Below are 12,726 nucleotides of genomic sequence, written 5' to 3'. Positions count from 1 at the left end.
GAATCGATGCGATATCAAAGGGTTCAAACGGCAGGCCTGGCCGTTCTGCTCGGCGTCGGCCTGATCCCCCTGGGGCAGGCGGCGGACAATCTGCGCTTCAAAGGCAACCTGGTTGAAGAGGCCTGCACCCTGCGACCCGGCGACGAGGCCATCACCCTGGAACTCTGGGACCTCACCAGCAAGTACCTCTATCTCAACACGCGTTCGGTGGGTAAGCGTTTCAAGCTGCACCTGGAAGACTGCGACACCACGATCGGCAACTCGGTGACCATCACCTTCGGCGGTGCAGAGAACCGGGAGCTTCCCGGCTTGCTCGCGCTGGACGGTGGCAGCGGCGCCTCCGGCATTGGCGTCGGCATGGAGACGCTGAGCGACAAACCCTTGCCGTTGAATACCGTCAGCGACAAACAGGTGTTGAGTGATGGCAGCAACGCCATCGAGCTCAAGGCTTATGTGCGGGGCGAGCCGACCGCCATCAGGGATCAGACCATCGGGCACGGCGCCTACACGGTGACCTCAACTTTTACGCTGGACTATCCATAGGCTGTGGCTGGGGAGAGCAGAGCAGAGCAACGAGAGATTAAAATGAAACGACTTTATGGCGCTATGGTACTTCTTGTCCCGCTGAGTTTGGCCACGACCGTGCGAGCGGCTGATTGCCGCGTTAATGGCGGTGGGTGGCAATACGTTGGCGACGGTGGGATTCTGAACCTGCAGGTCCCTGTCACAGTCCGAGTAGGCTCGGACAGCACTCGCCTGATCCTTGAAGGCGCATGGCTGGAGTGCCGATTCACTCCCTCAGCTGCCCACCCGACACGCATAGACTTTTGGGGAACCTCTGCACAGGCCGGCCCCCCTTGGGTGCCCGGCCCGAAATTTACCCGGCAGGGTACCGGCTTACGCATCAACGGCGCGTTTTATAACACCCCGGTGCCGTTCGATATTCGGATCGCGACCATGCCAAACAATGGTGGGGCGTATCCCATCAATATAGCCCCCTACATTTTGCTGCGTAACGATCCGAGCAACCCTATCGAGGTTCGGATAGGGGACACCCTGGGCGCGTTGAACCTCCAGCAGACCAATAATTACAGTTCGGGAAGTACACGACTGGTGCTGACGTACACGGCCGCGAATAACTTCGGCATCTCTCCGTCCACCTGCACGATCAATAACAACAATCCGATCGAGATCAACTTCGGCACCGTCAACCAGCGAGCAATCGGGACTGACCCTTTGACAACATCCATCGTCAGCAACCGCAGGCTCACTTATTCCTGCCCGCAAGGCGGTATTAATACACCCATCACCATCACTTACAAAGGCAGCCCATCGTCGTTCGATTCACGTGTGTTGCTGATGAACAATCCGGACGTGGGCACGGCGCTTGTCCGCGCGGGTTCAGCGGTGCCTGTGAACGGTTCGTTCCTGACACATATCACCAACAGCACAGGGGGGGACGATGTGATGTTTACCCTCGTTCGGCGCAACGGGGCGTTACCGAGCGCGGGGGCCGTAAGCGGAAGCGGTGTGCTGGTGATGGGGGTGCCCTGATGCATTAGGCCAAGCCCGCACGTACAGAGGGATTCGCTGTTTTTTTTTCAGACGTTCGAGAGAGTTCAGGATGAAACAACTATCAGGAGCCTTCGGGCTATTTGTTCTGACGGGTATGACCACGACCGCGCAAGCGGTCGATTGCCGTGTCAATGGAGGGCCCTGGCAGAATGGCAACCCGAACCTGCAGGTCCCCGTTACTGTCACTCTGACAGCAGACCGCAGCAGGATCATGCTGGAAGGCGCAAGGCTGGAATGTCGATTTACCTACAGCGGAGGCCCAGCCTGGCACGCTGACTTTTGGGCAAGTGGGAGTACGGCAGGCACAGCCTGGACACCCGGCCCGAAATTTGTACGTGAAGGCACCGGGTTGCGAATCAATGGGTCCTTCTACAACACGCCGGTGCCATCGGGTATCGGGATAGCCACCATCCCCAATAACGGCACCTTTTATCCGATCAATGTCACGCCCTATATTCTGCTACGCAACTATCCGTCCAACCCGTTCGATGTGCGAATTGGCGATAACCTCGGTCTGTTGCGCCTCACCAGTTCGAACAACTACGACGGCACCCGGCCGCAACTCACGGTCACCTATACTGCGGCCAACAACTTCACCGTCTCCCCATCAACCTGCACGATCAACAACAACACTCCCATCGAGATCAATTTTGGCAACGTGCACCAGCGGGGGATAGGGACCGACCCGCTGACAACGTCCATCGTCAGCAATCGCAGGCTCACCTACTCGTGCCCGGATGGCGGGATCAATACACCCATCACCATCACTTACAAAGGCACCCGCACCGGGTTCGATTCGCGCCTGCTGCTGATGACCAATGCCGATGTGGGCACGGCTCTTGTGCGCAACGGCTCTGCCGTACCGGTCAACGGCTCGTTCCTGACCCGCATCACCAACAGCACCGGCGCCGATGATGTGACGTTTTCCCTGGTCCGTCGAGCAGGCTCGCTGCCGGCCGCCGGCCCCATCAGTGGCAGCGGGGTACTGGTGATGGGCGTGCCATGAGCACAGCGTGATACCCAAAGCGCACCGCATGCCCCTAGAATGCCGGCTCCACTTCCTCCGGCATTGGGGCACTCATGCACATCTCTTCGGGCCGCTGGGTCTACGGTTTTCTCCTGACCCTGTTGACCGCGCTGCTCTGGGGCATTCTGCCGATCAAGCTCAAACAGGTCTTGCAGGTGATGGACCCGATCACGGTGACCTGGTTTCGCCTGATCGTCGCGGGCAGTTGCCTGTTCATCTACTTGGCGTTCACGCGGCGCTTGCCCAGCCGCCGGGTACTTGGCCCCAGGGGCGGTTGGCTGGTGGCGATGGCCGTGTGCGGGCTGGTGGGCAACTACGTGTTGTATTTGGTGGGTTTGAAGATGCTGAGCCCCGGTACCGCGCAACTGGTGGTGCAGATGGGGCCGATTTTCCTGATGATCGCCAGCGTGTTTGTGTTCAAGGAGCGTTTCAGCCTTGGGCAGGGCGTGGGGTTGGTGGTGTTGATCATCGGCTTCGGGCTGTTTTTCAACCAGCGTCTGGTGGAATTGCTGACATCGATGGGTACTTACACCGCCGGGGTGCTGACGGTGCTGCTGGCGACCACCATCTGGATGTTTTACGCCTTGGGTCAGAAGCAGTTGCTGACGGTGTGGAATTCGCTGCAGGTGATGATGGTGATCTACCTTTCATGTGCGGTGTTGCTGACGCCCTGGGCGCACCCATTGGAGGCGCTGCAGCTGAGTCCGCTGCAAGGCTGGCTGCTGCTGGCATGCTGCATGAATACCCTGGTGGCCTACGGCGCCTTTGCCGAGGCGCTGGCGCATTGGGAGGCGTCGCGGGTCAGTGCGACCCTGGCGCTGACGCCATTGGTGACCTTTGTGGCGGTGGCACTGGCGGCGTGGTTGTGGCCGGAGTTTGTGCAGGCCGAAGCGATCAACGCGTTGGGGTATTTTGGCGCGCTGGTGGTGGTGATGGGCTCGGCGATGGTGGCGCTGGCGCCGTCGCTGGTGGCGGGGCTCAAGGCTCGGCGTGCGCGGTTGGTCTAGGGGTATGGAGAGCCAACTGTGGGAGGGGGCTTGCCCCCGATGGCGGCCTCGGGGCTGGCCGGGATGTTGGATTGGAACGAGTACATATCCATTATTCAGGTAACGGCCACTTAGGGTTCCGCCCTGACGGCGGCTCACTTTTGAAAAGCCGGAATGCCGGCCCAGTCAAAAGTAAGCAAAACGCTCTTGCCCCACCACTCGGCACCTCGCCTAGGCTCGGTGTGCCCGAACGCAGGCTTGAATCCGTGGGCCGCCGCAATGGGCCATCCATGGCCCAGTGCGGCTAACCCGGCGTCCTGCCGGGTTACCCACGGATTCAAGCCTGCGTTCGGCCAGCGTGGTTTAACGGGGCGCCTAAAATCAAAATCAAGAGCGGCTCGCTTCGCATCGTGGAGTGGTGTGGGGGCAGGCTTTAATGCCGGTCAGTTAAGCGTACACCGCCTTCTGTAGGAGCGAGCTTGCTCGCGAAAAACGCACAGACACCACGTTCATCCAGAAAACACGCGTTATCGTTGACGTTTTTCGCGAGCAAGCTCGCTCCTACAATGGGGATTAGGGCAAGCCTCTCTGCCAACCTTGGGTTCTCAGTGCCCGGCCTCCAGCATGTTTTCCGGGCGTACCCACTGGTCGAACTCTGCGTCGGTGAGGTAGCCCAGTTCCAGCGCCGCTTCCCGCAGTGTCAGCCCTTCGGCATAGGCTTTCTTGGCGATCTGTGCGGATTTGTCATAGCCGATATGCGGGTTGAGGGCGGTCACCAGCATCAGCCCACGTTCCAGGTGTTCGGCCATCTGTTCGGCGTCAGGCTCCAGGCCGGCGATGCAGTGTTCCTGGAAGTTGTTGCAGCCATCAGCCAGCAGGCGGATCGATTCCAGCAGGTTGTGGATGATCACCGGCTTGTACACGTTCAACTGCAGATGCCCTTGGCTTGCGGCGATGCCGATGGTCACGTCATTGCCGAGTACCTGGCAGGCCAGCATCGACAGGGCTTCGCACTGGGTCGGGTTGACCTTGCCGGGCATGATCGAACTGCCAGGTTCGTTGGCTGGCAATTTGACTTCTGCCAGCCCCGCGCGCGGGCCGGACCCCAGCAGGCGCAGATCGTTGGCGAGTTTCATCAAGGCCACGGCCAGGGTCTTCAGCGCACCGTGCAACGTCACCAGCGGCTCATGGCCGGAAAGGGCGGCGAATTTGTTCGGCGCGGTGACGAACGGCAGTCCCGACAGTGCGGCCAGCTCGGCGGCGATCGCCTCGCCAAAGCCATGGGGCGAATTGAGCCCGGTGCCCACGGCGGTACCGCCCTGGGCCAGCTCGCACACGGCGGGCAGGGCGCTGCGGATGGCGCGTTCGGCGTAGTCGAGTTGGGCGATGAACGCCGAGAGTTCCTGGCCGAAGGTGATCGGCGTGGCATCCATCATGTGGGTGCGGCCGGTCTTGACCAGTTTCATGTGCCGCGCCGCCAGCTCCGCCAGGCCGCCGGACAGCACCGTGATGGCCGGCAACAGCTGCTCGTGCACGGCCTTGACGGTGGCAATGCTCATGGCGGTGGGGAAGCAGTCGTTGGAACTCTGGGAACGGTTGACGTGGTCGTTGGGGTGCACCGGGCTCTTGCCGCCGCGGTTGCCGCCGGCCAGTTCATTGGCGCGGCCGGCGATCACTTCGTTGGCGTTCATGTTGCTCTGGGTGCCGCTGCCGGTCTGCCAGACCACCAGGGGGAACTGGTCGTCATGCTGGCCGTCGAGAATTTCGTCGGCGGCCTGTTCGATCAGGCGGGCGATATCGGCCGGCAGGTCGCCGTTGCGGTCGTTGACCCGGGCGGCGGCTTTCTTGATCAGGGCCAGGGCATGCAGCACCGCCAACGGCATGCGCTGCTCGCCGATGGCAAAATTCACCAGCGAACGTTGGGTCTGGGCGCCCCAGTAAGCGTCATCCGGGACGTGGACTTCCCCCAGGCTGTCGGTTTCGATACGGCTCATCGGGCACACTCCTTCAGGTTCGTTTGCGCAGTTTAGGCTGTGATTGGCCAAGGGGGTTCCCTAAAAGACGTTTCATCGATCAAACCACACCCGACACGGCCCGGGGTTGAGCCGCGAGGTTTTTTAGGCGCAGAATGGTCGCCCTTGGGGTCTTACCTCGCCAGCTAGAAAAGGAAACTCGATGACTCGTCTTCGTGCCATCTGTACCGCGGTTGCTCTGGTTTGCGCCAGCGGCCAGGTTTTTGCCGATACCGCCAGCCACAACGCCAGTGCCGAAGCCTTCCTTACCCTGGCCCACGCTGACAAGCTGGGTACCCCGGTGTACATGCAAGTGCAACAAATGTTCGCCCAGCGTTTCGAGCAGACCAAGGCGCCTGCCGCCAAACAGTCCGTACTCGACAGCTACCAGGCCAAGGCCAACGCCGCGTTGGACCAGGCCATCGGCTGGCCGAAGCTGAAACCGGACATGGTCAAGCTCTACACCACCAACTTCAGCGAATCCGAGCTCAAGGACCTGGTGGCGTTCTACCAGTCGCCACTGGGCAAGAAAGTCCTGGAAAAAATGCCGCAACTGACCCAGCAATCGGCCCAGATGACCCAGGCCAAGCTGGAAAGCGCCGTACCGGTGGTGAACAAGCTGCTGGAAGACATGACCAACGAGCTGGCGCCAAAAGCCGCCGCACCGGCCAAGAAGAAGTAAGCAGCAATGACCATGCAACAGCGTATCGAAACGGCCCTTGCCGCCCTGGCCCCGAAGCATTTGAGCGTGCTGGATGAAAGCCACATGCACAGCCGTGGGTTGCAGACCCACTTCAAGGCCGTGCTGGTCAGCGAGCAGTTCGAGGGGCTCAATCGCGTCAAGCGCCACCAGAAGGTCTATGCCACCCTGGGTGACCTGATGAGCGAGTTTCATGCGCTGGCGCTGCATACCTATACGCCCGAAGAATGGGCGACAATCGACGCAGCCCCGGCTTCGCCGACCTGCGCCGGCGGGCACTGAAACCTTTGAGGCCAGCGGGTGCCAAACCTGCTGGTCTCGATAGGTGCTGTCAGGATCTGGTTACACAAGGCTGCCTTTCAATACTCCCTTCCCGACGCCGGGACCTCTAGGATTTTGTGACCTTAGTGCAAAACAGGTCATGAATTCATGTTTAACGCTCTTCATCGAAATACACCTACCTTGACGGCCATTGACCCTCGCGGGTTAGCCGTGCGCACGGTGCAGTATCACCGCGCAACGCCTGCGGACTCCCCACAGCCGCGCGTCAATCGCCAGGTGTTTGGGGCCAGTGGTTTTTTACTTGAACAGTGGGACCCACGTCAGTTCGCCCTTGGCTCGGCGGGGGCGGCCACACAATCGAACCTTTACAGCCTTTCCGGCGAGACCGTGCGTACCCAGAATGCGGATGCCGGAAGGCGCTTGGTCTTGTGCGGCAGCGCCGGGCAACGGCTGCATAGCTGGGATTCACGCGGTGCGCATCAAGCCTTCGGTTATGACCGCTCGTTGCGCCCGGTGCAGGTGTCAGAGCAAGCCCAGGAAGACCTGTCACCGCGTTGTGTCGAACGTATGACGTACGCAACCGCAACCCCCGCCGAGGCCGTTGGTAATCGCTGCGGACGGCTGATTCGCCATGCGGACCCGGCAGGCGTGCTGCTGGTTGAGGCGTACGGGATCGATCAACGCATCATCAAGCAGACCAGACGGTTTCGCGCCGGCATCGAGCTGGTCGATTGGCCGCAAAGCGATGAGGCACAAGACCTGCTAGTGGAACGCCAGGCCTATACCACCACCTGGCGTTACGACGCTTTGGGTTCGCTGCTGGAGCAGAACGATGCCAAGGGCAATCGTCAGCATTGGCGCTATGGGCGGCAGGGATGGTCGCTGGAAGTGGCGCTGACGTTGAAGAATGGCGAGCGCCAGGTGTTGATGGATCAGCGGACTTACAATGCCAGCGGCCAGATCGTGTCCGAGCGGGCGGGTAATGACGTCACTAAAGTCGCCCGTTTTTCCGAGCAAGAGGGTCGGTTGCTGGAACTCAAGGTGTATCGCAAAGGGCAGGCCGCCGCACCGTTGCAGCAGCTTGTTTATGAATACGACCCAGTGGGCAACATTCTCAGCCTCAGCGATCTGGCCCAGCCGACTCAGTGGCACAGCAACGCCCGGATCGACGCGGTCAGTCGATACGAGTACGACACGCTTTATCAGTTGATCCAGGCCAGTGGCCGGGAAAACAGCGCCAGCACCGGCGGCCAGAAGCTGCCGGCAGCGGTGCAGTTCGGGGCGACGGACCAGGGGCTCTGGCGCAATTACACCCAGTATTATTCCTATGATGAGGCGGGCAATCTGACGCGCCTTCGACATGTGCCCTCCAGCGGCACAGGCTATACCCGAGACATGCAGGTAGCGGCGCTCACTAACCGCGCCGTGCCTGCCGTGAAAGGGCAGCAGGTTCAATGGGATGAAGTTTTCGATGCCAATGGCAATCAGCTGTCGCTCGACGGCGTACAGCAGGCCGCCTGGAATGTGCGCAACCAATTGACCTACACCACCCAGGTACAGCGTGAGAACGGTGACCCTGATGGGGAGAGTTACCTGTATGACAGTCAAGGCCTGCGCGCACTCAAGGTTCGCAGGCGTGAGGCTCGTACAAAACCCTACACCCAGGAAACCTGTTACCTGCCAGGCCTGCAGCTCCACAAGCAAGGAACACAGCGTTTCAATATGCTGGACATCGATACGGGCGGTGGGCGAGTCACCGTGGTGCAATGGGAGTCGGGCAAGCCCAGCGAGATGAGCACTCATCAGTTGCGATTCAGCGTTCTGGATCACCTCAAGAGCTGTGCGCTGGAACTGGACGAGCAGGCTCGGTTGTTGAGCCAGGAGCATTACTATCCTTATGGCGCAACGGCGTGGTGGGCAACCAGCAATATCGTGCGGGGGCACCATAAGGTTCGCCGTTACTCCGACAAGGAGCGCGATGCCACGGGCTTGTATTACTACGGCGCCCGTTATTACGCGCCGTGGTTGCAGCGTTGGATCAGCCCGGACCCGCTGGGCGATGTGGACGGCTTGAACCTGTATGCGATGGTTCGGGGCAATCCCGTGAGGTTCAGGGATGCCGATGGCACGCAAACGACGTTTGGCGAGCAATTCCAACCCGGTCGAGGGGATATCATTTTCGGCTTGGCCGCGACGATTACTGCCTACAGGAGTTTCTGGTCGAAGTTGAGTGCGCGCGGGGACGCGATGGTCGCCTATTTCTCAGGCGCGGAACTGCAGCGCTGGACTGCCGGGCTGGCGCCTCCCGTTCACGCCTTCGCTGCATTTCGCAACGCGAATGCGGAGCTATTCAGCGACTTGACGCAAGATCCACATGATCCAGCGAGAGCTAACGAACTCAAGGCCGAGCTCATTGAGCAGATTTCGGTCGGTGTGCGGCCGTTTTACGAGGGCATTGTTTTGAAGTATTCAGGGTGTACGTCGACTGCCTGCAACCAGCAATTCGCGAGGAGGTTTGTCGGTGATCTTACCGCAGGCAAGTATTCGCTCGAGGCGACGGCTCGCCAAACCATTGGCAAAAGCCTATTGGACATCCAGCAAAAAATCGTCACTCGAAGCAGCAAATCCGCTTTGGAAACCTTGACTAGCTCGCACAGTGCGGCGGTGATCCATTTCGCTCTCGACAATTTGGACATAGGCGCTGTCATCAGCAAGCAGGGGAGCAAGCGGGGGAGCGAGCATGGGGTATCTGCCACAGCCTCCGAGCTGCGCTGGCTCTATCGGCACAGGACGCAACTGGCAGGCCGTGTGCTGTTCTATCAAAACCAACAACGGGTCGACGCGCCTTGGGAGTCAAACGCGTCTGCTTGGGATCGCTACAAACCCAGACGTCCCCGGGGCGCAGGGCGGGCGGCACGCTGACCTAACGATTCAGCATGGGTGTCTACACAACTTTTATGAGTTGGCAAATACCCTGTGGGAGTGGGCCCACTTCCACATTTGATCTCCAAGAGCGCCGCCTCGACCCGCGTGAGCGGGTCGGGGCGATGCCAGTACCCGGACACACAAAAACATCCTCCCGCACCACCTTCCTCAACTCTCCCAACCCTAGGCTTTCGGGACTACTTATTCAGCAATAAGGTCTTGAGGTCATGTCTGATTCCATCCATCGAAACACGCCGTCCCTGGTCGCGGTCGACCCGCGTGGGTTAATTGTTCGTAACGTCGATTACCACCGCTCAAGCGCGGAGGTTGAACCGCAAGTGCGCATTCATCGTCAGGTATTTGGCAGTACAGGCTTGATGATTGAACAATGGGACCCACGGTTGTTTGCGCTGTCACGTGCACAGCCCGACACCGCGCCCAATCAACGCACGGTCTATAGCCTGGGCGGGCAAGCGTTGCGCACTGACAGTGTGGATGCCGGCTGGCGACTGACGCTGATGGGGGCGGCCGGGCACTTACTGGAAGAATGGGATGGGCGGGGCGCTCACCAGGCTCATCACTACGATCAATATCTGCGGCCGGTCGCGGTCTTCGAGCAGGCGGCCAGTGACGGGCAAGCGCTGTGCGTCGAGCGTCTTGCCTATGCTTCATCTTCGAATGAAGAGGCTGCACGCAACCGCTGTGGCCGAGTGATTCGCCACGATGACGGCGGCGGCTCGTTGTTTCACGAGCGGTATGGGCTGCACGCAGAAGTTGCTCAGCAGACCCGACGCTTTCGGCAGGCCGATGCCACGCTGGATTGGCCGCAGCTCGATGCACAACGCGAGGTGCGCCTGGAGCCCGAAAGGTTCCAGACATCCATTGGGTTCAACGCGCTGGGTGAGCGCCTGCATCACACGGACGCCAAGGGCAATCGCTTCGACTACGCCTACGGCATTGACGGCCAACCGGCGAGCATTATTGTGACGCCCAAGGACGGCGTGCGTACTCAGGTGCTGGGCCAGCGGCACTACAACGCAGCGGGTCAGGTGCTCAGCGAGCGCGCCGGCAATGGCGTTGTGCGTGCCATGCAATACGGTGAATCGGATGGTCGCTTGCAGCAAATGACCGCTCGTCTGCCCTCGCAACCCGGCGCATTGCTGCAAGACTTGCGCTACGACTATGACTGCGTTGGCAACGTCGTGCGGATCGACGACCTTGCCCAGCCGACGCAATGGTCCAGCAACACCCGAATCAGTTCGGCCAGCCTTTATGAGTACGACTCGTTATCGCAGCTGACCAAAGCCACCGGCCGCGAAACCGCCGGCAACACGGGAGGCCCGGCGTTACCGACGAGTGTGACGTTTGGCTCGGCTGACGACAGCGTATGGCGTCGCTACACCCAGCGGCTGCGCTATGACGCCGCCGGCAATTTGCTCGAGTTGCAACATGTGCCCAGCAGCGGCACCGGCTTCACGCGGCAGATGAGCGTCGCCGCGGGCAGCAATCACTTTCTGACGCAGGCCAACGGCAAGGCCGCGCCAGGGTTGGGCCAGGGTTTTGATCGCAACGGCAATCTGCAAGCATTGGCAGGCAATCAAAAGATGGACTGGGATGTGCGCAACCAGCTGGTGCGCCTCACGCACGTGCGGCGCGAGGGCGGCAACGACGATGAAGAACGTTACGCCTACGATGCCACGGGCCAGCGCATCCTCAAGCGTCGGGTCTCCCAGGCTCGGGGCGTGCTGCATACGGCCGAGGTGCGTTACTTGCCGGGACTGGAAATTCGCCATGACAGCGCAACGGGTGAGCAACTGAATGTACTCAACCTCGATGTGGGTACGACCACCGTTCGCGTCCTGATGTGGGATCGCCACCCTTCGGGGCGGCGTCAGGATACGCAGATCCGTTACGGCTTGTCGGACCACGTGGGCAGCAGCAGCCTGGAACTGGGCGAGCAGGCGCAACTGCTCAGCCAGGAAAGTTATTACCCCTACGGCGGGACCGCGTGGTGGGCGGCGAAAAGCGCCAGCGAGGCGAGTTACAGGTTCATCCGTTATTCGGGCAAGGAGCGCGATGCCAGCGGGCTGTATTACTACGGCTTCAGGTATTACGCGCCGTGGTTATACCGTTGGATCAGCCCGGACCCGACCGGCGATGCCGATGGCTTGAATCTGTACGCCATGGTTGGCGGTAATCCGGTTAGCAAGGTCGATGCGCAAGGGCTCGCCGCCGCACCGGCTCTGGAGGCGCCGGATGACAAACAGATACGCAGGCTTTCCATCAGCCGCAGGCTCGCGAATATAGGGAGGGTTATGCGCACGAGGATACAAGCGGCCTCGTCGGCAGCGATTCGCGATGGTTTATCCACCTATATCGCCAATGCCATCGCGACGGGCGTCGATCTGGCGGTCTTCAGCACCCTCCAGCCCACGGAGCAACGCAACCAAATCTTGCGCCTTACCGTGGCGGTGCTGGATGCAGTGTCCACGGCACATATGAGCACCGGTATCGCCGGCAACTGGACGCAATATGCGCCACAGATCGGTGCTGTTTTTGCAACTGGTGCGGGTATGGGGTATGCCATGCATGGCGACTCGATAGGTGATCAAGCCGGGCACACCTGGGACCCGGTGGCGGTCCAGCGGTTGGGCGGGCATGTGCGCGCGCTCTCCAGGGAACTGGTTCAGCAGGTCCTTCGTGGGCACGGTACCGGCGTCTCCTGGGGCAGCACACCCCTGCGCGGCAGGGTCACGCGTACCGCAGGAACGACGGCGGCCTATGGTCTTGCAACCGTGGCCAACGCTGTTTACGGCGGGGAAGTGCCCGCGCTGATGCAACCCAATGTCTCACCCTTAATAGAAGCCTACGATGCGGCGATGGGAACGATGATTCGTGGCGGTCACCCGAGCGCTGCCCACGACCCCCACGGCCTGACCGTGCAACTGCCGGACCCTGTCGCGACGGCGCATGGTGGGCTGAGCAGAATGTTCAATCAGGTGTGGACGCATTGGGCCGTGTCTGGTGTCGAGGCATTGGCCGTTGCGCTGACGGGCTTGCCCCAGGCCGCCCAAAGCCGGACCACTCGAACGATTGTCATGGCGGCCCGCGGCGTGATTGCATCACTGACCGAATGGCGCGGCTTTTTCGTAACGTTTGCCAGGCGCGGGTATACAACCTTTGCGTCGCGCTGGGGCACGGCCCGGCGATCCTGACGAG

General features: G+C 60.8%; 9 protein-coding genes. 8 read left to right on the top strand and 1 reads right to left on the bottom strand.

The window, feature by feature from the left end; all coding sequences use genetic code 11:
• Positions 1 to 6: 6 nt before the first annotated feature.
• The 4 genes from BOP93_RS18235 to BOP93_RS18220 all read left to right on the top strand — a co-directional run bounded on the left by BOP93_RS18235 (position 7) and on the right by BOP93_RS18220 (position 3,609).
• Positions 7 to 543, top strand: coding sequence for a fimbrial protein (locus BOP93_RS18235; RefSeq protein ID WP_104503969.1), 537 nt, complete (start codon positions 7 to 9; stop codon positions 541 to 543).
• Between the two features lie 42 nt (positions 544 to 585).
• Positions 586 to 1,554 (top strand): fimbrial protein, encoded by a 969-nt coding sequence (locus BOP93_RS18230; protein ID WP_104503967.1) that lies wholly within the window; start codon positions 586 to 588, stop codon positions 1,552 to 1,554.
• A 70-nt stretch (positions 1,555 to 1,624) separates the two neighbouring features.
• The gene (locus tag BOP93_RS18225) at positions 1,625 to 2,581 is read left to right on the top strand and encodes a fimbrial protein (protein ID WP_104503964.1); all 957 of its coding nucleotides are present in this window, start codon (positions 1,625 to 1,627) and stop codon (positions 2,579 to 2,581) included.
• A gap of 74 nt (positions 2,582 to 2,655) precedes the next feature.
• The gene (locus tag BOP93_RS18220; protein ID WP_065883282.1) at positions 2,656 to 3,609 is read left to right on the top strand and encodes a DMT family transporter; all 954 of its coding nucleotides are present in this window, start codon (positions 2,656 to 2,658) and stop codon (positions 3,607 to 3,609) included.
• 584 nt (positions 3,610 to 4,193) lie between these two features.
• Here the strand turns inward: BOP93_RS18220 and BOP93_RS18210 are convergent.
• A complete protein-coding gene (locus tag BOP93_RS18210; protein WP_065895472.1) occupies positions 4,194 to 5,582 on the bottom strand; it encodes a class II fumarate hydratase in 1,389 nt (462 codons plus the stop codon).
• A gap of 181 nt (positions 5,583 to 5,763) precedes the next feature.
• Between BOP93_RS18210 and BOP93_RS18205 the strand changes: the two genes are divergently transcribed.
• From BOP93_RS18205 to BOP93_RS18190, 4 genes are all read left to right on the top strand, one after another.
• The gene (locus BOP93_RS18205; protein WP_003175221.1) at positions 5,764 to 6,282 is read left to right on the top strand and encodes a DUF2059 domain-containing protein; all 519 of its coding nucleotides are present in this window, start codon (positions 5,764 to 5,766) and stop codon (positions 6,280 to 6,282) included.
• A 6-nt stretch (positions 6,283 to 6,288) separates the two neighbouring features.
• Positions 6,289 to 6,582, top strand: coding sequence for a BolA family protein (locus tag BOP93_RS18200; protein WP_104503962.1), 294 nt, complete (start codon positions 6,289 to 6,291; stop codon positions 6,580 to 6,582).
• Positions 6,583 to 6,729: 147 nt separating this feature from the next.
• Positions 6,730 to 9,504 carry an RHS repeat-associated core domain-containing protein gene (locus BOP93_RS18195; RefSeq protein ID WP_205885766.1) on the top strand — a complete coding sequence of 925 codons (2,775 nt, stop codon included), beginning with the start codon at positions 6,730 to 6,732 and terminating at the stop codon, positions 9,502 to 9,504.
• A gap of 230 nt (positions 9,505 to 9,734) precedes the next feature.
• Positions 9,735 to 12,722 (top strand): RHS repeat-associated core domain-containing protein, encoded by a 2,988-nt coding sequence (locus tag BOP93_RS18190; RefSeq protein ID WP_104503960.1) that lies wholly within the window; start codon positions 9,735 to 9,737, stop codon positions 12,720 to 12,722.
• Positions 12,723 to 12,726: the final 4 nt, after the last annotated feature.

It is taken from the genome of Pseudomonas orientalis, from assembly GCF_002934065.1.
In the GTDB taxonomy this organism is placed as follows: Bacteria; Pseudomonadota; Gammaproteobacteria; order Pseudomonadales; family Pseudomonadaceae; genus Aquipseudomonas; species Aquipseudomonas orientalis_A.
This window is presented reverse-complemented; position numbering and strand designations above follow the sequence as displayed.